The organism is Gordonia phosphorivorans, assembly GCF_042432625.1.
Taxonomy (GTDB): domain Bacteria; phylum Actinomycetota; class Actinomycetes; order Mycobacteriales; family Mycobacteriaceae; genus Gordonia; species Gordonia phosphorivorans.
Map to the genome: position 1 here is coordinate 76,482 of NZ_JBHLWV010000020.1, position 20,890 is coordinate 97,371.

Below are 20,890 nucleotides of genomic sequence, written 5' to 3' on the forward strand. Positions count from 1 at the left end.
GGATGATCCCCGTGACCACCCGGCCCCGCCCCGCAGCGGGCACTGTATGAAATTTTCAAACAACACATCGCGTCGGGAACCGCTCCCGGCACTGGTCTCACGCGCCCCACGCGGCGCTGGCTGACAAGGTCAAGGTTCGTCGCGCGTTCGATCGGATCGGTTCGCGTCGACGTTTCGGATGGTCGGGATCGGCCGGCGGGATGAACCACGGCTGCCGATCGTGGCCGATGAACACTTCCCATCCACCGTGGTGAATCACGGTGTGGTGTCGGCGGCAGAGCAGGACTCCGTTGTCCAGGCTCGTGGCCCCGCCGTGCTCCCAATGCTCCACGTGGTGGCCGTCGCACCAAGACGGCGGAACACCGCAACCGGGAAAGGCGCAACCGCGATCCCGTAGGACAAGCGCCTTGCGGATACCGGGCGTGAACAGTCGTTTCTCCCGGCCGACATTCAGCGGCACTCCGTTGTCGTCCAGCAGCGCCAACGCCACCGACGCCTCGCACATGATCAGTTCCGCGGTCCGCGCCGAGATGGGTCCGCCGAACCCGAGCCACGGTACGGCGGTGTCGTCCTCGGCAGTGCCGTCATCGGACATCGGAATTGAGATCGTCTGCCGCGCACCAGGTCCCGCAACGGAATCCAGTACTTTCCCGTTGATCACCACCGCCGCCGGCACCGACAAGGTGACGTGCGGCAACACTCCTCCCGACTCGGGACGTTCCGAGTGCGCCAGATACGTGCGGATCACCTGGGCCATCGCATCGGCACGCCGCCGCTTGGCCGACCGTCGATCCTGCGAACCGTCCGGCTCGGGCACCGGCCGCGTGAGCGGATCCAGCGCCGCGCTGAGTTCCTCGGCGGCCACGATGTCGAAGTCGATCGTCACCGCCACCCGACCGTCGTCCGTGCGGTTCAGGGTCATCTCGTTCAGATCGTCACGCTCGGCGACCGGAACCTCCCCGTCCGCCGGAACCTCCGGTGCCAGCTTGATCGCCCAGGCCCGGGCCTTCTCTCTCGCCTGCGCCGGCGAGGTCTGCACCATCAAGGAGTTCACGATCTTCCGGCGATCGTCGTCGGACAGTTCCACCCGAGCGGCCACGTGCCCGAGGCCGCTCGCCACGGCGTCGCCGTGTTCCGCCGACACCGCACCATCACGCAAACCACGAACTACCGCGACCAGGTTCTCGTCGGCGATCGCCTGCCCGAGCCTCACGGCCCGGTAGGCCACCGCCGGAGCTGCCCCGAGTTCGGCGAGGATCGCCGCGGCGGACCGCACATGCTTCCGGGCGGGCAGGCCCACTCGTTCGATCGCGGCGCACGTCGCGGCCACCGAATAGTCGGTGACATTGCGCAACCGCAGAACCGCCGCGGCTACCGCCAGGAGTTCCCGGTCGTCGTCCACCGCCCGCGCCCGGGCCAGGAACTGCCCGAGGCCGGGCGGTCCGGCAGTGTCGGTACCGACGGGGATAGTGAGGTCATCGCTGATCGAGTCGGCGAAGGCCGTGAGAGTTGCTGCGTCCATGACGCCCACTCCTCAGGTTGCGAGAAGCCAGTAGCGGTGGAACCGGTCGAGCCGGCGACGATCGGCCGCCCGGCCACTCATGTTCCGCGAGTCGGGATGTCTGTCCCTTCTCGGTAATGACTATGATACGCCTCACTTCCGACAGGCTCTACAGTTCGATTCCTGGATTGTGGACACCCAGTCCCAGGGGAGTGGCGTTCCGCCTCAGCCGGGGTTACCGACCGGTGCGCGCGCGATGAGCTGTTCGGCGACCGCGGGGAGGATCGTCTCGCACCGCTGGTCGATCTTGCGGGTCGCCACGTCGTCGCCGCGAGTGGTGCCGCGGTTGAGAATGATCACGGGTTTACCGTGTTTGGCGGCGTGCCGGACGAAGCGTAAACCGGACATCACGGTGAGCGAGCTGCCGACGACGAGCAGGCCGTCGGCCTCGTCGACCATGGAAAAGGCCTGGGTGACCACCGTATTGGGTACCACTTCACCGAAGTAGACGATGTCGGGCTTCAGGGTGCCGCCGCACTCGGGGCAGGCGACGGGTACGAAGTCGGCGGTGTCGTCCAGGACGGCGTCGGCGTCGGGGGCCACTTCGATGGCTCCGCGACCGGCCACCCGCTCACGGAATCCGGGGTTCGCGGCTTCCAGGGCCTCATCGAGGCGGTGTCGGGACAAGCGGTGCCCGCACTGCAGGCACACGACCCTGCCGTAGGATCCGTGCAGATCCAGCACCCGCCGCGAGCCGGCCTTCAGGTGCAGCATGTCGACGTTCTGGGTGAGGACGCCGGAGAGTAGTCCCGCCGTCTCCATAGCGGCCAGGGCCCGGTGGGCGGCATTGGGTTCGGCGGCATCCATGTGCCGCCAGCCCAGGTGGTTGCGCGCCCAGTAGTGGCGTTGGAACTGCTCCGAACCCAGGAACATGTCGATGGTCATCGGCGTCCGCGCCGGGGATCCGGGGCTGCGGTAGTCGGGGATACCCGACGGGGTGGACAGACCGGCGCCGGTCAGCGCGAGGGTGCGCTGACCGGCGAGGAGGTCGGCGAGCTCACGCGCGCACCGGTCCGGGTCGGGATCGGGTGCGGTGGGCTCGGCGGGCGTCCACGCTGCGGTGCTGCGCATTCGCCCATGGTGGCACAGGTCGGCCCAGTGCCGGTCAGTCGACGGTCACCAGGGGATAGACGCCGTTCTCGTCGTGTACTTCGGTGCCGACCACCGGCGGGTTGAAGACGCACAGCATGCGCATGGGCGCGCCCTCGTCGACGGTGACGGTGTGCCGCTCGTGGCCGTCGAGCAGGTACATCGTTCCCGGCGCGAGCGGATAGTCCACGCCGGTCTCCCGGTCGGTGAGCGTTCCGGTGCCTTCGACGAGCCAGACGGCCTCGACGTGGTTGGCGTAGTGGAACTCGTTGACCGACCCCGGTTCGATGGTGGTCTCGTGGAACGAGAAGCCCACCCGGTCGCCGCCGAGCACGATCCGCTTGGAACGCCAGTGCCCGGCCGCGACGTCGCGTTCGGTGTCGGTGATCTCGGCCGTGGTACGCACGATCATGCGGTCGCCTCCATCGTCGGCGCGGGGTTCACCAGTGCCACGGCGTCGCGCAGAATCGCCAGACCGTGCAGCAGGTCGTCCTCGTCGATGGTCAGCGGCGGCAGCAGCTTGATCACCTCGTCGCTGGGACCGGAGGTCTCGGCGAGCAGGCCCGATTCGTACGCGATCGCGCACACCTCGGCGGCCAGCGACGCCTCCTCGAAGACCAGGCCGGCCACCATGCCGCGGCCGCGGTGCGACATGCCCGGGTGTCGCGCGCAGATGTCGGCGAAGGCCTCGGAGATGATCGCACCCTTGCGGGCCACGTCGCGGGTGAGCAGGTCGTCGGCCCAGAACTTGTTCAGGGCGGCGGTGGCGGTGACGAAGGCCGGGTTGTTGCCGCGGAACGTGCCGTTGTGCTCGCCCGGCGCCCAGACGTCCAGCTCGGGCTTGAGCAGGGTCAAGGCCATCGGGAGGCCGTAGCCGCCGATCGACTTGGACAGCGTGACGATGTCCGGGGTGATGCCTGCGAACTCGAACGAGAAGAACTCGCCGGTGCGGCCGCAGCCCATCTGGACGTCGTCGACGATGAGCAGGATCTCGCGGTCGAAGCACAGCTCGGCCAGCGCGCGCAGCCACTCGGCGCGGGCCACGTTGACGCCACCCTCGCCCTGCACCGTCTCCACGATCACGGCCGCGGGCCGGTTGAGGCCCGATCCCTGGTCGTCGAGCACGCGCTCGAACCAGCCGAAGTCCTCGACGGTGCCGTCGAAGTAGTTGTCGAACGGCATGGGGGTGCTGTGCACCAGCGGCACTCCGGCGCCGGCCCGCTTGCTCGCGTTGCCGGTCACCGAGAGCGATCCGAGGGTCATGCCATGGAAGGCGTTGGTGAAGCTGATGATCGACTCGCGGCCGGTCACCTTGCGGGCGAGCTTGAGCGCGGACTCCACGGCGTTGGTGCCGGTGGGGCCGGGGAACTGGACCTTGTAGTCGAGGTTGCGCGGCGCCAGGATCAGGTCGTGGAAGGTCTGCAGGAACTCGCCCTTGGCGCGGGTGGACATGTCCAGGCCGTGAGTGATGCCGTCGCGCACCAGGTAGTCGATGAGCGCGTCCTTGAGGGTGGGCTCGTTGTGCCCGTAATTCAGGGCGCCGGCGCCGGCGAAGAAATCGAGGTACTGCTTACCGTTCACATCGGTGAGCCATGAGCCCTGCGCGGTATCGAAGAGGGCCGGCCAGTTGCGGCAGTAGGTTCGGACTTCGGATTCGTGCTTACTGAAGGTCGTCTCGTCCACGTGCGTTTCGATCGTCGTCATTTTGGGTTCCCTATTCACATTTCTAGTCGGCCGAAAGGATGTACAGATCCTCCGGTTGATGCGCGTCCGGAAAGACATCGGCGGCGAATAACGGCTCCGAGCGGATGTGGAGCCCGAGCTTGGCGGCCGCGGCGGCGAACAGCCGCTGCGAGCCGATGTTGTCAGGGCTGATGGTGGTGTGCAGGCTGGTGACCCCGGCGGCGCGAACGCGCTCGAACAGGTCGGTCAGCATGCGTGCAGCTATTCCCGCGCCGCGTTGATCGGCGTCGACGGCCACCTGCCAGACCATCAGCACGTCGGGCTGATCGGGCCGTCGATATCCGGTGACGAATCCGACGGGATTGCCCGCGGATTCAGCGACGATGGAGGTCTGGGCGAAGTCGTGACACCACAGCACGTACGCGTAACTGGAATTGGCGTCGAGCACTTCCGTATCGCGAGCGATCTCCCACAATCTGATTCCGTCGTCGACCACCGGTTTCCGAAGCTTCACTTCGGAGTCACGGTGCTGCCTTGATTTCGGTATATCCGGATTCATGACGTGAACGACGTTAACGAGATCCGGGACTAAAGTCAGGTGTGTCACCGGATCGGGGGGACAGAATGCCCGCCCCGTTACTGCTCAGAGGGTGAATGTGGGGTAAGTCACATCTGTGTCGTGAGGGGCGGGAGGCGGTGCCGGAACGGCGGCCATCGAGAGCACATCGCCCCGCCGGTCCAGGTCCCCGACGATCGGGCCCGCGCCACGAGGTTTCCAGCAATTGCAGCAGCTAGCATCGCCCCGATGAACACTGAGATGGAACAAGTCGAACTGAGTGTCCTTCTGGATCGGCCCACCTATCACCAACTCGTCGACGTCGAGGGGCACGTGCGCGTGGTTCCACTGGTTCTGGCCGTGCCGGAGGCGGGCCGGAAGTCCGATCCCTTGTCCTGCCGCTTCATCGTCGGCGAAGTGGTCGTCGTCGCGCACGAATCCGGCATCGACTATCGGGTGTGGCGTGGCCACGCGTGGGAACTCGACTCGGCGGGCATCGGCCCCGACACAGGCATCGACCCCGACGGCGACCTCGCAGATCTCACCGGCCTGGAGTCGGCTGTCGCAGCGCTTCTTCCGAAGCGACGTGAGAACGAGGATCTCTCGTTCACGGTTGCGCGGCATGCGAAAGCGATCGCCGAAGCCTCGCGGAATACCGCGGCTCGACTCCGCGAGTTCCGCTACCACTGGGAGAACGCCCTCGCGGAGGAGTCGGAAGGCAGTGCCACCGAACGCCACACATCGATCGTGGCGTCGATTCTCAAGCTCCACATCATCGGAGGTCGCGCCTTCGACATCGCCGAGACCGCGGTGCGCGAGGGGCTCTACGTCTACCTTGACGACAGCGACGCCTACTCGGCCTACCGCCGACTCCGCAACCCGAATCTGCTGGTCGACGTCGAATCCGCCACCCCGCGCACTCGCCCGTGGATGCGGTTGCACGACGCCGCCGTGCGTCAATGCGAGAATCTGGCGCTGACCATGCGTCGCGAGTCAGAAGCCTTGATGAATCTGCTGAACGGCGCCTCGTCGACGGCCGAATCCCGTGAAGCCGACGCGCAGACCCGCTTGAACCAGCTCGTCGCACTGCTGTCGATCGGACTCGGCGTACCCGCCCTCGTCCTTGCTCTCTACGGCGCCCAAGTGCTGCTGCCACTGGAGAATTGGCGGCAATGGGTGGCCTTCGCCCCCGTGGCGCTGTCCCTCCTGGTGGCGGCGGTGTTGGCCATCATCCGAGCGCCCGCGGGCAAGACCTCGTCACTGTGGAAGATCGCCGGCTGGGCGGTGATCGCGATTCTGGTTGCCCTGATCATCGGTGCCGTTGCAGTGGTCCCGCATTCGATGTCACCGGTCTAGGCAGACCCATCGGATACGTCTGGCGACGAGCGAGCGTCGCCTCGTTCTCGTCGACCTCGAGAACGCTGTGCGCGGTGCGACGACGTCGATCGATCACGATGAAAGCGCGTCTAAGATGGGTGCACCATGCCTCGAATCATCGCCGGATCGTTCCGTGGTCGCCGACTGGCGGCACCCGCCCAGAGCACCCGTCCCACCTCCGACCGGGTGCGGGAGGCCATCGGCTCGATGCTGGGGTCGCGGACGGACATCGCCGGGGCCCGCGTGCTGGATCTGTACGCCGGGACCGGCGCCTTGGCCTTGGAGGCGCTCTCCCGCGGCGCCGGGCACGCGGTGCTCGTCGAATCCGATCGCAAGGCCGCGGCCGTGGCGCGGGAGAACATCGCGACCTGCGGTGCGGGCGATCGTGCGCGACTGGTGCAGCGCACGGTGGAGTCGTTCCTCGCGGCGCCGTCGGCGAGTTTCGACCTGGTCTTCCTCGACCCGCCCTATGCGGTGGGTGCGGATGCGGTGACCGACGTCTTGGCGGCGTTGCCGGCGCATCTGGCCCCGGAGGCTTGGGTGGTGCTCGAGCGGGGGAGCCGGGACCCCGAGCCGCAGTGGCCGGACGCGCTGGAAGTGGTGGCCGGCAAGGCTTACGGCGACACCGTCATCACGCTCGCGCAGGCGACGTAGCGCACTGTCGGTAAGGTCTGGGCCCATGAGTGCAGCTGTGTGCCCGGGCTCCTACGATCCGTTCACCCGCGGTCATCGTTTCGTGGTCGAGAAGGCCGCCGAACGATTCGACCGGGTCATCGTCGCGGTGGTGGTGAACCCGAACAAGAGTGGAATGTTCACCGTCGCCGAACGCATCGCCATGATCGAGGCCGACTGCGCCGATCTGCCCAATGTGCAGGTGCGGAGCTGGACCGGGCTGCTGGTGGATCTGGTGCGTGAAGAGGACGCCACCACCATCGTCAAGGGGCTGCGGTCGGAGACCGACTTCGCCTACGAGGTGCCGATGGCTCAGATGAACCGGGAGCTGTCGGGGGCGGAGACCTTCTTCATGGTGACCGATCCGAAGTTCGCGCATGTGTCGAGCTCGCTGGTCAAGGAGGTCGCCAAGTTGGGTGGGGAGACGTCGCCGTATCTGTCGTCGGCCATCCAGGCGGCGCTGATGGATCGGATCGAAGACGTCCGCTCGGTCTGACGACTGATCGCGACACGCCCACGCACCTCCCCAGTCACACCAACAACATTCGGCACAATGGCCTCAGGACTAACGACCAGGCCAGACTCTCCGCGCTGCGCCGGATAGGGGTAACCGTGTACCGCTGCTTCGAAGCAATGGAAGAACTGATGGCCATCGTCGAGGAGGCTCGCGGAGTCCCGATGTCGGCCAACTGCGTCGTTCCGCGGGAGGCCGTGCGCGAACTGCTCGACGACCTGCGCGAAGCGCTGCCGGTGGAGTTGGACGACGCCCAGGACGTCCTGGACGAGCGTGACACCCTGATCGACAACGCTCGCGAGAGCGCCGACACCATGGTCGGCACCGCGCAGGCCGACGCCGAGGCCATGATGGCCCACGCCCGTGCCGAGTCCGATCGCATGATGTCCGAGGCCAAGAGCCGCGCCGACCGCATGGTCGACGAGGCGACCGCCCACGCGGCGTCGGTCCAGCAGGCCGCCGCCGAGGAGGCCCAGCGTCTGCAGCACAGCGCCCAGCGTGAGCACGAGGCCGTCACCGGTCGCGCCCGCGCCGAGGCTGCCCGCGTGATCGAGGCCGGCAACGCCAACTACGAGAAGTCGGTGTCCGACGGCATCGCCGAGCAGCAGCGCCTGGTGTCCGAGGCCGAAGTGGTGATCGCCGCCAAGTCGGAGGCAGATCGCATCGTCGACGCGGCGTACGCCGAGTCGGATCGCCTGCGCGGCGATTGCGACGTCTACGTCGACGAGAAGCTGGCCGGCTTCGAGGAGATCCTGACCGGAACGCTGCGTTCGGTGAACCGCGGTCGCCAGCAGCTGCGCACCGGTGCGGCCATGCACGACTACGTCGAGTACCCGCACAACTACGAGCAGGGACCGCGCGCGGCCACCCCGATGGCCGGCTGACTTCGGCTTTGCGCCGCACGGTAAAATGTGCGGCGTGAGCCCTTTGCCAAGTACCAGTCCCTATGTGATCGACGTGCGGAGTCTGCCGCGCCGACCGGGCTCGATGATCGAGGTGGAGCGCACCGTCGTCGCCCCCGAACGCATCGGCGCCGAGATGATCGGCGTCGAGGCCGGCTCGGAGATCGACCTCGAGCTGAGGCTGGAGTCGGTGTCCGAGGGCGTGCTGGTCACCGGCACCGTCGATGCCGATCTCGACGGTCAGTGCGGGCGTTGCCTGGAGCCGTTGACCGACGGTGTGACGGTGTACATCACCGAGCTGTTCGCCTACCCCGACAGCGCCACCGAGCAGACCACGGACGAGGAAGACGTGTCGCGTCTGGTGGACGACGAGGTGGATCTGGAACAGCTGATCATCGACCTCATCGGCACGGAGCTGCCGCTGAGTCCGGTGTGTTCGGAGGACTGCCCCGGCCTGTGTGCCGAATGCGGTGTCCGACTGGCCGACGCCGAACCCGACCACGGTCACGAGCAGATCGATCCGCGCTGGGCCGGTCTGGCCGGCCGGTTCGCTGCCGAAGGGCAGCAGGCTTCCGGGTCGGTGGAGGGGCAGTAGTGGCGCGCAAAGCGGATCCGGCCGAACTGACCGCCGCGCTCGGCGTCTCCATCGGCGACGACTTGCTCACCTTGGCGCTGACGCACCGCTCGTACGCGTACGAGAACGGCGGCCTGCCGACCAATGAACGACTGGAGTTCCTCGGCGACTCGGTCCTCGGCGTGGTAGTGACCGAGCGTCTGTACCTGGGCTTTCCGGACCGTCCCGAGGGCGAGCTGGCCAAGATCCGCGCGAGTGTGGTGAACATGCACGCTCTGGCCGACGTCGCGCGTGAGCTGGGGGAGGGTGGCCTGGGTGCGCACCTGTATCTCGGCCGCGGCGAGGAGCTGACCGGTGGCCGGGACAAGGCCAGCATTCTGGCCGACGGCCTGGAGTCGTTGCTGGGTGCGGTGTTCCTGGAACACGGGATCGCGGTGGCCAAGGACGTGATCATTCGGTTGTTCGAGCCGGTGATCGAGCGGTCCGGAGAACTCGGTGCGGGGCTGGACTGGAAGACCTCCCTGCAGGAGCTCACGGCGGCGCGCAATCTCGGTGTGCCGCACTACCAGATCACCTCCACCGGACCCGACCACGACAAGGAGTTCACCGCCGCCGCGGTGGTGGCCGGCCAGGCGCGGGGTTCGGGGACCGGTCGTACCAAGAAGGAAGCCGAGCAGAAGGCCGCAGCCCTGGCGTGGCGCGCACTGAATGACGGTGCCGACCCCAGCTCCTCGAGCACTGACTCCTCGAGCACCGACTCCGAGGACGGCGGAGGGGCTACCGAGGGTGCCTGAACTTCCCGAGGTGGAGACCATCCGCCGCGGACTGCACACGCACCTGGTCGGACGGCAGATCACCGGCGTGCAGGTGCTTCATCCGCGCGCGGTACGTCGTCACCTCCCGGGCGGGCAAGATCTGGCAGATCGCTTGCGGGGCAAGCGATTCGACGACGTCGCCCGCCGCGGCAAGTACCTCTGGCTGGACGCGGCCGACGCCGCTGACGACGTCGCCGTGGTGGTGCACCTGGGTATGAGCGGGCAGATGCTGCTCGCCGAGTCTGTTGCGCCCGATCCCGTTCATCTGCGGATTCGGGCCGAGCTCGACGACGGCAACGAACTGCGCTTCGTGGATCAGCGCACCTTCGGCGGCTGGCACCTGGACGAGTACACCTCGCCCGAGGCGGGGGCGCTCCCGGTCTCCATCGCCCACATCGCCGCCGACCCGTTCGACCCCGCCTACGATCCGGCTGCAGTGGTGGAAGTGTTGCGCCGCAAGGACACTGAGATCAAACGTGCGCTGCTGGATCAGACGGTGGTGTCCGGCGTCGGCAACATCTACGCCGACGAGGCGCTCTGGCGCGCGAAGCTGCACGGGCGTCGTCGGACCAAGGGCATTCCGCGCGCCGGCCTGCACGAGCTGCTCGAGCAGGCCGGCATCGTGATGAGCGAAGCGATCACGGTCGGCGGCACGTCGTTCGACGCGCTGTATGTGAACGTCAACGGTGAGTCGGGCTATTTCGATCGCGCGCTGAACGCCTACGGCCGCGAGGGCGAGGAGTGCTCACGCTGCGGTACCCCGATGGTCCGGGAGTCGTTCATGAACCGGAGTTCGTTCTTCTGTCCCTCGTGTCAACGTTCGCCCCGGCACCCTAGGTCGCGTTGACGCTTGGCGTCATCGGTTCGCCGATAGACCACGAAGTGTCGAGGTGAACGAATCCTCCGGACATCAAAGCTTCTCACAGAGGTCCGACAGGCATGTTAGTTGAGAGCACTCGCCACGATTCGGAACGGTCAGCTCGTTCGATAGACGAGGGGATACTCGACTGAGTCGGCGGCGCCGACGGTGTCGGTGGAGCGGGCGGCGAGGGTCTGCGCGGCCAGTTCGGGAGGCAGGGCGGCGGAGAACTTCAAGCCGTTCAGTGCGCGTGCGTCGACGGGAGGCGGTGGCCACGATGGCACCGCGGACAGCTCGGCGAGCAGGTCCTTGATGTCGGCCACGGCCAGATCGGCGTGGAGCCGGACGAACTCGGTGGCGATTCGCTGGCCGGGAACGATGAGGCCGGGTGCGGCGGCGGCCAGGGTCCGATTGGCTTTGGCGCCGGCCCACGTCCACCAGCGCCAGGTGCCACGATCATCGCGTTCGACCACCAGACGCTCAGCGTCGACGCGGCCGCTGTACTCCTCGCGCACGGTGGCCAGCGTGGCCTGCGCACGACGAGTCAGCGTGACCCCAGCAGGTTCGGTGCCCAACAACACCTCCCGCACACCTCTGGTGATCTGAAACGACGCCCCGTCGGGCAACGACATCCACTTGGCCCGGCCGCTCAGCGTGGTGGCTTCCACAAACACCCGGCGACGCTGCCAGTCGATATAAGTGACGAGCCAGGACCGTCCGGCCAGCAGCAGGGTGCGCGGCCCCGCCACCTCATCGGTCAGAATGCTGGTCTCCACCGACCCGATCTCCTGGCGGCCAGCGAGCACCGTGAACACCGGGGGCGCGGTGAAGACCGCCAGTAACTCCATGAAATGTTTACGGCCGAAACGCTTTTCGGCTTCCGGACCGATGAATGCGGTCCCCGAATCGTGCTCCAGGAAGCCTTGATCGAGCAGATAGTCGAAGACGGCCAGGCCGTCGTCGTCGTCGAACAGTGGGAGCGGATCCCACCCCGACTGCCAACCGGTCAGCGGCAGCCGACGGGTCTGCAGCGCCGCGGCGAGCAACTGCTGCGCCGCGATGTGGCGCGGCTCCGGCGGGGCCACCACCGGCTCCACCCAGCCGTCGGCCCAGCACGCCAGCATGCCGAGGGTGGCGAGGACGTCGTCGTCGGAGATTCCCAAGAACAGACAGTTGCGGACGGTCCCCGGCCGACGCCCGGTGCGGCCCAGCCGTTGCAAGAACGACGAGACCGTACGGGGCGCGTTGATCTGAATCACCCGGTCCAGGTCGCCGACATCGATGCCGAGTTCCAGGGTCGAGGTGGCGACGATGACGCAGTCGCGTGCGTCGGCGAAGGCTTCCTCGGATTCGCGCCTTTGCGCCGCCGACAACGACGAGTGCGAGACGAAGGTGGTGACCCCGCGCTCCCGCAGGTGCGCGGCCAGCTCCTCGGCGAGCCGCCGTGAGTCGACGAACACCAGCCGCTTCTCGCTGGTGTGCAGCGCGGCGATCACCGTCGCCGCGTTCTCGATGCTGCCCACCGAATCGACGGTGATCTCCGGGATCACCGCTGCGCCGGGTGCTTCCGGCGCGATCACCCGGCCCGGCGTGACGTGTCCGCCCTGCAACCAGCCCAGCAGCTCGTCCGGGTTGCCGACGGTCGCCGACATCCCCACCCGCTGCAGACGCCGCCCGAGCAGGGTTTCTATCCGAGCCAGAACCGCCCGCAGATGCCAGCCGCGATCGTCGCCGGCAAAGGCGTGCACCTCGTCGATCACCACGGCCTGCACGCCACCCAGTAGCGTCGCCGCGTCCACCCGCTCCGAGACCAGCATCGACTCCAGCGATTCGGGAGTGGTCAGCAGAATATCGGGGCGCTCACGCTGAATCCGGGTGCGGGCCGAGGTCTTCACGTCACCGTGCCAGGTGCGTGCCGACCGGCCCAGCCAGGAGGCGTACCCGTCCAGCCGCGGCTGGAGATTGTTGAGCAGGGCGCGCAGCGGGCACAGATACAGCACGCTGACACCGTCCCAACGCTGCGCCTGCATCCGGGTCAGCAGCGGAAACACCGCCGCCTCGGTCTTGCCACCCGCGGTCGGCGCCAGCAGCAGCGCGTCCTCACCCGCGGTGATCGGCCCGGCCGCGTCGCTCTGCAACGGCCGCAGCCGCGGCCAGCCCAACGTGTTGACCACATGGTGCTGCACCACCGGATCGAGCAGGGCAAAGCCGTGCATCACAGCTCGACGTCGTCGGCGGTGACCGGCCGCGGGTTCGCCGCCTTCTCGTTCTCGGCGATGGTCAGCGCATAGTGCTGGCGCGGAAGGAAATCCGGGAACTGGTCGACGCGGTCGAGGACGTCGGCCACCAGTTTCTTCAGGAAGATCCGCGGGGACACCCCGACGGTGCCGCCCAGTTCACCGGCGACGGCCGTCGCCAGTTCGCGGAGATAGCCGTCGTCGACGAGGCGGCAGATCCGGTCCGGTGCCGCCGAGCCGTCGGCATAGATGTCGCGTACGCGCACACCCACCTCGACGAGCCGATCCAGGTCGAAGCCGGTGAGCCGGATCTGCGGGGCCCGGGGATTGTCGAACCGCGGGTCGGTGCCGAAGTCGGTGTGCAGCCGCTGCGCCAACGGCGGCAGGGTCTGCACCCCCTGGCGGCCGTCGTAGAAGGCGGGCGTTCCGGTGATCACCAGGTACAGGCCCGGGTAGCGGCCGGAGTCGAGTTCGTCGATCCACTGCCGCAGGGCGTTGAGGGCCTTGGCTCGGCTGTCGCTGCGCATCCGCTGCAGCGTCTCGACCTCGTCGATGACCAGCACCAAGCCCGGATGCCGGGCACCCTTGAGGACGGCCAGCAGGCCTTGCAGAAAACCCATCGCCAGAAAATGGTCGACGTCCTGGCGTACCCCGGCGACGCGTTTGGCGGCGGCCCCGACGTGCGGTTGACCGCCGAGCCAGGCGATGAGCGCATCCGCAGTGGCGGCGTCTTCGCGTTCGAGGGCACTGCGGTAGGCGCGCAACACCATCGGATAGACGGGTGTGGCCGTGGCGACCGCGGCCAGTCGCTGTTCGAGCAGATCCTCCACCTGGGCGGCGCTGGCCTCGCCGACACCGGCCGCGGCGGCCGCGTCTTCTTCGATGCCGTACAGCCAGGCGTCGATCAGCGGCCGGAAGGCGCTCTTGGCGAACGCGGCGGTCCGCAGCTCCTCGATGGTGCGCCGGTACACCGTCTCCAGTCTGTGCAGCGGCGTCTCCAGCTCACTGATCTGAACCTCGGCGACGGCCAATCCGCGCTGCATGGCGCGCTGCTCCACCCACCGGGCGAAGAAGGTCTTGCCGGCGCCGTACTCGCCGCGCACCGCTTTGAACATCGAACCGCCAGCCGCGACGGCGTCCAGGTCGGCGTCGATGGTGGCGGCGAACCTGTCGATACCCACGGCCAGCGCGTCGAGATTGCCGTCCGGGACGGTGCCCTGACGCAGGGATTGCAGCAGTTCGCGGCGGCGCACCGGGGAGAGAGTCATCGCTGCACCCCGAACTGCTCGAACATCGTCTCGGTTTCCAGGTGCAGCTCGGTGCCGGACACTGTCAGCACGATGACGCCGTCTGTGTTGAGGACCTGGGCGAGTGACTGCACGGCCGGACCGGCGCGGAAAGCCTTCACATCGAGCACCTGCGCGGCGCGGGCCAGGGGCAGCACGCCGCCGGAGTCGATGGTCTCGCGGAGCAGCGCGGCGATGGCGTCCCGCCGCTGGTTGCGGCCGAACTGTTTGAACAGCCGCGCGAACAGGTCGGTGGCCAGGAGTTCGGCCACCCGGTCCCGGCCACCGCTCGGGCCGCCGGAGGTGGGGCCGGTCGACGGTGCCGGGTGGGTCGAGGCGGTTTGGTCGTCGAGGTCGAACAGCGTATCGGGCTGGGCTGCCGGTGCCGTGGGTGCCGGGGTACGACGCGGCTTCGGTGCCGGGGCGGGTGCGGGGGCAACGGTGTCGTCACCCGCGCCGGTTGCACGGGTGGCGCGGCCGGGTTCCCACCAGGTCGGTGGGCCCAGCGGTTCGCCGGGGGCCAGCGACGCTTCGATCAGCGGCAGCTGTTCGCCGATCGACCCGTTGACCAGGACCGTCACCGGGATCGACACCTCGGCTAGCGCGCCGCCGCCGTGGTAGCCGGCCTTGAGGCCGGTGTAGCGGAGCTGTTCGTCGACCGCCAGGACGACGCGGTGCTCGTCCAGCAGCACCCGCGGTCCCTCGACCAGCACCTCGCTGCCCGATACAGCACCATCGGATACAGCACCGCCGGATACAGCACTGCCCGCCTGCCGGTAGCGGGCGGAGATGCCGGTGCCGCGCTGCGCGCTCGGCTGTTCGCGGCGTTCCACGACATGCCCGTGATCGGACACCAGCACCACTGTGCGTCCGACGGCGGCGGCCGCCGCGAGCAGGGAGTCGAGCCGTTTGAACCGGTCGGTGGTCCACACGGTGCCGATCGGATCGGAGCGATCGAGGGCATCGTCGATGTCGTTGAGGACGCAGGCGATCACCGGCCGGCCGGCGGTGTCGTCCACCGCTTCTTGTACGGCGGAGGCCAGTGCATTGGCGCGCGCCGCGGCCTCCATATCGGCCTTGTGGAACAGCACGCGGCCGACACCGCGAAGGCCGCGCGAATTGAGCCACGCGTCGAACCCAGCGCGCTCATCGGATTGACCGCCGCGCGCCAACCGGCCCGACAGCAGCGAACAGCGGGAGAACTCGGTGACCGACGGCAACGCCGACAGTGCGACGGTCACCGGCTCGGTGTCGCGCGGCAGGCACACCGTCCACTGCGGCAGCGTGCGGCGCACCATATCGGCCACCAACTCGTTGGCGGCCGCACCGCTCATCCCGTCGGCGACGATCAGCAACACCGGCGATGGCCGCGGCGACTCGCCCCGGGGCAGGGCGGTCAACGGCCGGACCACGGTGTCGAGCAGATCTTCGATATAGGTGGGCGCGTCGTCGACCGACCGGCGCACGGCGCCGTCGGCGGCGAGGAACCGGGCGAAGCCGCGGTCCTGGTCGGCCCGCCGGGCGCGCGCCGCACTGACGATCCGGTGGGCGGCGTCGGCGAGCTGCGGGTCGGTGGCCCCGACGAAGACCTCGTCGACGGCGCCGTCGACCCATGACAGTTCCGCGCGGTAGCTGGTGAGCCATTCGGCCGTCGACGTCGGTGCGACCGGGCGGCGCCGTAGCCAGCGCAGTAGCCGCAGTGCGGCGGCCGCGACCCGCACGTCGCGGCGTGCGTCACCGCGCTGCGGCCGGGCCAGGCGATGTGCGACGACGTCGGCCCAGCAGTTCTCGACGTCGGTCAGCTCGCTGCCCCCGGCGGCGGCCGGGGGCGCGGCAGCCGGGTGCGGGTCAGTGAGCTGCGAGTCGGCGAGGACGCGGGCGAACCGGGCGATCCGGGCGGTGAGCGCCGACGGCAGCATGTCGGAACGGCCCACCAGCTCGGTGGCCTGCAGTTGGACCACGAGGTCTTCGGCGCTGGTCAACACGGCGGGCCCGGCGGCGGGCACCACCAAACTGGCGGTGTGCCCCCAGGCGGCGAGCTGCTGCGCGCTGAACCGCTGATTGCCCAGCAGCACCTCCAACAGGGTGCGGGACCGGACGATCGACTCGGCGGGCGCGGGGAAACCGGCGGCGGCCCCGGCGGCGTCGTCGAAGAGTCCGGCGGCCAGCCCCAACGGCACCAGCCGGTGCGGTCCGGCGGTCTGTAGCACGGTGGTGAACAGCGGGCCGAGCGTCCCGAGTTTGCGTTGCAGCCAGCGGTCGAACTCCGCGAGGAGGGTCGCGTCGACGCCGGTGCGCCAGCGGGTGAATCGGGCGGCCAGGTCGGGGTCGGTGGACCAGAGCGCCACATTGTGCGGGGTGATGTCGGCGTGGCGCAGACCGAAGTTGTGGCCGGCGATCACCCGGAACAGATGGTCGGCGGTCAGCACGCCGCCGGGGGCCGGGGCGGGGGCGTCGGGCAAATAGGTCAATGCCGATCGGGCCGCGGCGTTCTGCAGCGACAACAGATCGAACTCCTGCCGTGTCGCGTTGAACCGGCTGCGCAGCGCCGGCCACGGATCCAGATTCGATACGGCCCCGACGGTGAGATGGTCGACGACGCCGGTCGGCAGTTCGGCCGGACTGCGATCGGTGAGCACGACGACCCAGTCGAATCGGTCGCGTTCGGTCAGCGCATCCCGGATGGCGAGCACACTCGATGCCGTCCGGACGCGGAGGCTGCCGTATTCGGTGTCGACGGTGTCCGCGCCGGTCCACTCCGGCTGCGCCGCGACCGCCAGAACGCCGCGTCGATAATCTTTGGCACGGACCTGGCCGATGAGCGTCAGCAGCCCGGGCAGGTCGGCGCGGGGCAGCGTCGACGGTACGGTCACCGCGCGGCTCGTGTGATGGTGACGGTCACCGTGAACTCGTCGTCGGGGTGGTCGGCCAGGAGTGCGGCCAGGCGCTCCTCGATCTGCGACCGCGCCGAGGCGGCGTTCACGGTGAACGGCTCGATCACCGGATCGCCGCTGACGATCGGGGCCGGCGGATCGACCGGCACCGCATCGGGATCGGTGCGCGGCCCGGGCGGATCGGGTGTCGGCGGGGCGGGGGTGTCGCCGGAACTGGCACCGGCCACCAGCCAGGTGTCGCGGCTGCGGTCGGCCCGCGCCAGGGCGGCGGGCAACGAGAGCGAGAACTCTTGGGCCCGCACGGCGGTGGAGAGTTCGTCGAGAATGAGCTGCGCTTGTCTGCCATGCTCACCTCCGGCGGCCGCGCCGTTGCGCAGCACGTCCCAGCGGTCCAGCGGTTGCGTGCGCAATGCCGCGTCGACGTCGGCGGCCGAGGACAGGGACCGGCCCGCTTCGATGTCGCTGCCGCGCAGCGCGGCCTGGGCGATGGTGTCGACCACCGCCAGGGTGGGCACATTCGCGAGCTGCACCTCGAACAGGTCGAGGAGGTCGGCGGCCAGGGCGTGCCGGCCCACGTGCGGGTCGAGACCGAAGTAGTCGTAGGCGCGACGCAGCTCAGCGACGAATGGGGCGCGCCCGCTGAAGGTTTCGGCGCGAAACTGCTGGACCGCAGCGGCGAACAGGGCCAGATTGCCGGCGGTCAGGTAATCGTTGACCGGCTGGCCGGTCCACTCCTTCCACCGGCGCACCGCGTCGGCCCACACCGCCGGGTCGGGCAGCGACTCCAAGCGCAGGGCGGTGCCGCGGGGGATATCGCCGATCGCCGGTTCGGGCAGCGGTGAGGAGTGCAGGAACCAGGAGCGTTTGGTCTGCGCGGCCCAGGCCGCGACGATCAGGTCGACCATCGGGTCGATGAGACCGCGTTTGGGACCGCTTGCCCGGATCGCGTCGCGCACCAGCGCGACCTCGATGTCGTCGTTCTCGTCCACACCGAGGCGGGCCAGCTCCTGGGTGATGCGCGTCTGCCACACCTGGAACCGGTCGGGCCCGAATAGCAGGTGCGTCTCGTTGACCTTCGCGATGTCGAGGCCTTCGACGATGCGTCGGGTGCTGTCGCGGTCGCCGCGGGCACCGCCTTCCAGGGCGACGCGCCCGTCGGCGCGGGTCTGCGCGGTCCGCAGATGGGCCAGGGCGGTGTTGATCTCGCGCAGGGTGATCAGCCGGTCGGCCGGGCTGAACTCGGGATGGTCGGGGTAGAGGGCAGCGAAGGCGTCGTCGATGAGTCGGTCGACGGCCTCGCCGAGGGTGGTGCCGATCGGTGGTTGCGGGCTGTAGCCGGCGTGCAACGAGCGCAGCGGCGGCTGATTGCCGGCGAACCTGCCGCCGCTGGCGGTGCCGTAGGCCACTTGAATGGCATTGCCGAGCTGGCCGCGGATCTGCAGCTGTTGCTGCTCCAGAATGCTGCGGGCTGCTTGGCGGTCGCCTTCGGAGAACTCGTTGGCGTAGGTGGTCCACCGGTCGGTCAGCACATGGTTGAGGATCACCAGTTTGCCGAGCTGACGGATAACCTTCTCCGGGAAGAACGCTGGCAGCCAGGCGATGGTGAACCGGTCCTGGCCGGTGCGCAACAGTTCGTCGATGCGGTCGTGGTCTTCGGTGATGGTGTGGCCGGGTTCGTCGAACGGCAGATCCACCACCAGTCGCAGCGCGCCGGGTGTGGAGGGGGAGAACTGCGTGTCGGACAGATAACCGCGGTCGCGGACGTTACCGAACACCACCTCGACCCGGCGGGCGGTGCCCCGCCAGGTCACCTCGCGCACGTGGCCGGCGTCGGTGGACAGTTGGCTGCCGTCGACACGGAACTGTTCGCTGAGCAGGGTGCGCATCAGTTCGCGGCGTCGGCCGTCGGTGTCTTCGGTCTGCGCGCGGGTGAGGATGCGCTCGTAGTCGACTGATTCCAGTGCGATGGAGATGAGCGGGTTGGGGTCGGAGGAGACGGCCAGCTCGGGGACTTCGGCGGCCCACTGCTTCACTTTGGCGGCGATCTGCCCGATCTGGTCGCCGGGGATCACCGAGATCATGCTGCCGTGATTGAGCGACGCCAGGCGCGAGGCGTCGATCTGTTTGAGGGCAGGAACCGTGGGTGCCACGGCCGCGATGAGCAGCGTCTTGGCGACGCGGATGTCGGCGCGCAAGCCGACGGGGACCTCGCCGTCGGGGATGGCCTCGTCGACGTTCATGTTGCGATACAGCATGGGCCGCAGCTTCTCGGTCCACAGGGTGCGGGCCGTTTTGAACGTTTGGGCGGCCGCCTCGCTGATGGGCGTGGAGCCCGCGCTGTCGATGATGTAGTCGAAGGCGTCACCGACCGGGATCACGTTGTCGATGGTGAGCCGGTCGGCGTCGTCGCGCAGCATCTGCTGCATAACCTTCAGCGCCGTCCGTTCGCGCTGCATTTGGCCTGACAGCGCGCGCAGCGTGGAGATCAGGGCGGGTGAGAACGGGTAGGTGAGTTTGAAGTCGTCGGCGTCGGACCCGCGATGGGAGGCGTCGGTGTTGATGCCGTCGAGCAGGACATCCCAGACACCGGGGTTCTTGTCGATCCGGGCGAAGGCGGCGTCCAAGGCGAGTTGGGCGTCGTCGTCGACCACCTGGAGCAGTCGCTTGTGCGCGATGTACGGCAGGTTCTCGTCACCCAGGTTGATGGTGCCGAACCGGCCTTCCTGGTGGGCGAAGGCCTGTTCGACGGCCTGCTGGGTGGCGCCGGAGTCGGTGCCGCCGGCGACCCATTGGGCCAGGTCGTGCTGGCGGGCGATGAACGAGGTGACCGGGACGGCCAGGCGTCCCCGGCTGGTTTCGACGAGTTTGGTGATCTTCTGGACTTCGGCGCTGAACCGCTGCCGTTCGGTGATGAGAAAGGTGAGCCACAGGACCAGCTCGTCGAGCATCAGCACCACGCCGGTGTAGCCGAGGGATTCGGCGTGGTCGGCGATCACCGCGAGGCCGTCCTCCAGGGAGAGCCAGTCGGTGTTGCGTGAGTAGCTGGTGAAGTACGCGGCGATCAAGGCCTGCTGCAGGCGGGCGCGGGTGGCGGCTGCGGCATCGGGGGCGACGGCCTCCGCGTAGGTCTGTGCGTCCCACACGGTGGCTGCCGCGCCGAGAGCACCCCAGTTCACGCTGCCGGTGGTGGCGGCCGCGCCGCCGGAGGCGGCGTTGAGGGCGGCGAAGAATTTTTCGTCACCCACTTCGGTGCGCCGGTTGTGGGCGTCGGCGAACAGTCCACCGGCCGAATGCAGCACCGGCGGGAGCCGGTCGGGGTGCAGGGCCTGGATCTGCCGGAGGTACTGCTCGAACAGCGCCGCCTCGATGGTGACCGAGTCGAGGAAGTGGAAGGTGAGGCGCAGCAGGGTGGCGTCGGCGAGGGCCGGATGTCTGGCGATGACCGGCTGCAGTTCCGGGACCGCCAGGGCGGCCGGGGAGTGCCCGAGGATGCCGTACAGCACCGCCATGAAGTGCGACTTACCGGAACCGAACGAGCCGTTCAGGTAAGCGGCTTTGTTCTCGCCGGTGCGCAGCGACTGGTCGATCACGGAGAAGGCCTGATCGAAGGCTTCGGCGATCGCCGGGGTCACCACATACGACGCGACGGTATCGGCGAAGTGCGCGTCGGCCACCGAATCGGACAGACGCAAGACGTAGTCGTTGGTGCCGTGGGACTCGGGGATGGCGAACGTCTCCCGGAGCGTGCGGGAACTGCTGGGCGTGACGCCGGGAAACATCGGGTGCTGCACTCCGATCAAGCTGTGACGATCGAGTTTGACGTCGACCTGGGGGGTTTGCCGGTTCCATCGTGCCATGCGGCAGCGACAGG

16 protein-coding genes are annotated in these 20,890 nt (G+C 68.5%); 7 read left to right on the top strand and 9 right to left on the bottom strand.

Going from position 1 to position 20,890, the window contains the following annotated elements; genetic code table 11:
- Positions 1-97: 97 nt before the first annotated feature.
- From ACFFJD_RS09615 to ectA, 5 genes are all read right to left on the bottom strand, one after another.
- Complete coding sequence (locus ACFFJD_RS09615) at positions 98-1,522, bottom strand: HNH endonuclease signature motif containing protein (RefSeq protein ID WP_382363509.1); 1,425 nt, start codon at positions 1,520-1,522, stop codon at positions 98-100.
- Positions 1,523-1,726: 204 nt separating this feature from the next.
- Positions 1,727-2,632: a Sir2 family NAD-dependent protein deacetylase gene (locus tag ACFFJD_RS09620; protein ID WP_382363511.1), complete on the bottom strand. Its 906-nt coding sequence runs from the start codon at positions 2,630-2,632 to the stop codon at positions 1,727-1,729.
- A gap of 34 nt (positions 2,633-2,666) precedes the next feature.
- Positions 2,667-3,062, bottom strand: coding sequence for an ectoine synthase (locus ACFFJD_RS09625; RefSeq protein ID WP_382363513.1), 396 nt, complete (start codon positions 3,060-3,062; stop codon positions 2,667-2,669).
- Entirely contained in the window at positions 3,059-4,354 is a 1,296-nt protein-coding gene (ectB, locus tag ACFFJD_RS09630; RefSeq protein ID WP_382363515.1) for a diaminobutyrate--2-oxoglutarate transaminase, read from the bottom strand. Before ectB ends, ACFFJD_RS09625 begins: the two co-directional genes overlap by 4 nt.
- Positions 4,355-4,376: 22 nt before the next feature.
- A complete protein-coding gene (gene ectA / locus ACFFJD_RS09635) occupies positions 4,377-4,892 on the bottom strand; it encodes a diaminobutyrate acetyltransferase (protein ID WP_382363517.1) in 516 nt (171 codons plus the stop codon).
- 246 nt (positions 4,893-5,138) lie between these two features.
- Here ectA and ACFFJD_RS09640 point away from each other — a divergent pair, with 246 nt between their 5' ends.
- The 7 genes from ACFFJD_RS09640 (at position 5,139) to mutM (ending at position 10,590) form a co-directional block, all read left to right on the top strand.
- Positions 5,139-6,245 (top strand): hypothetical protein, encoded by a 1,107-nt coding sequence (locus ACFFJD_RS09640; RefSeq protein WP_382363519.1) that lies wholly within the window; start codon positions 5,139-5,141, stop codon positions 6,243-6,245.
- Between the two features lie 126 nt (positions 6,246-6,371).
- Positions 6,372-6,920, top strand: coding sequence for a 16S rRNA (guanine(966)-N(2))-methyltransferase RsmD (gene rsmD, locus ACFFJD_RS09645; protein ID WP_382363521.1), 549 nt, complete (start codon positions 6,372-6,374; stop codon positions 6,918-6,920).
- Between the two features lie 25 nt (positions 6,921-6,945).
- Positions 6,946-7,434 (top strand): pantetheine-phosphate adenylyltransferase, encoded by a 489-nt coding sequence (gene coaD, locus ACFFJD_RS09650; RefSeq protein ID WP_382363523.1) that lies wholly within the window; start codon positions 6,946-6,948, stop codon positions 7,432-7,434.
- A 116-nt stretch (positions 7,435-7,550) separates the two neighbouring features.
- On the top strand, positions 7,551-8,336 hold the full coding sequence (locus ACFFJD_RS09655) for a DivIVA domain-containing protein (protein WP_382363525.1): 786 nt from the start codon (positions 7,551-7,553) through the stop codon (positions 8,334-8,336).
- Positions 8,337-8,361: 25 nt separating this feature from the next.
- On the top strand, positions 8,362-8,949 hold the full coding sequence (locus ACFFJD_RS09660) for a YceD family protein (RefSeq protein WP_382363527.1): 588 nt from the start codon (positions 8,362-8,364) through the stop codon (positions 8,947-8,949).
- Positions 8,949-9,722 (top strand): ribonuclease III, encoded by a 774-nt coding sequence (gene rnc / locus ACFFJD_RS09665; protein ID WP_382363529.1) that lies wholly within the window; start codon positions 8,949-8,951, stop codon positions 9,720-9,722. Before ACFFJD_RS09660 ends, rnc begins: the two co-directional genes overlap by 1 nt.
- Positions 9,715-10,590: a bifunctional DNA-formamidopyrimidine glycosylase/DNA-(apurinic or apyrimidinic site) lyase gene (gene mutM, locus ACFFJD_RS09670; protein WP_382363531.1), complete on the top strand. Its 876-nt coding sequence runs from the start codon at positions 9,715-9,717 to the stop codon at positions 10,588-10,590. Before rnc ends, mutM begins: the two co-directional genes overlap by 8 nt.
- 128 nt (positions 10,591-10,718) lie before the next feature.
- Here mutM and ACFFJD_RS09675 read toward each other — a convergent pair whose 3' ends face one another.
- Genes ACFFJD_RS09675 through ACFFJD_RS09690 form a run of 4 tightly spaced genes read right to left on the bottom strand, consistent with a single transcriptional unit; the run spans position 10,719 to position 20,810 of the window.
- Positions 10,719-12,818, bottom strand: a complete 2,100-nt coding sequence (locus ACFFJD_RS09675) for a DEAD/DEAH box helicase (protein WP_382363533.1) — start codon at positions 12,816-12,818, stop codon at positions 10,719-10,721.
- Positions 12,818-14,107, bottom strand: a complete 1,290-nt coding sequence (gene brxD / locus ACFFJD_RS09680; RefSeq protein WP_382363535.1) for a BREX system ATP-binding protein BrxD — start codon at positions 14,105-14,107, stop codon at positions 12,818-12,820. Before brxD ends, ACFFJD_RS09675 begins: the two co-directional genes overlap by 1 nt.
- Positions 14,104-16,998: a BREX-2 system phosphatase PglZ gene (gene pglZ, locus ACFFJD_RS09685; protein WP_382363537.1), complete on the bottom strand. Its 2,895-nt coding sequence runs from the start codon at positions 16,996-16,998 to the stop codon at positions 14,104-14,106. Before pglZ ends, brxD begins: the two co-directional genes overlap by 4 nt.
- Positions 16,995-20,810 carry a DUF6079 family protein gene (locus ACFFJD_RS09690; protein WP_382364452.1) on the bottom strand — a complete coding sequence of 1,272 codons (3,816 nt, stop codon included), beginning with the start codon at positions 20,808-20,810 and terminating at the stop codon, positions 16,995-16,997. The genes pglZ and ACFFJD_RS09690 overlap by 4 nt, the downstream gene beginning before the upstream one ends.
- Between the last annotated feature and the right edge of the window lie 80 nt (positions 20,811-20,890).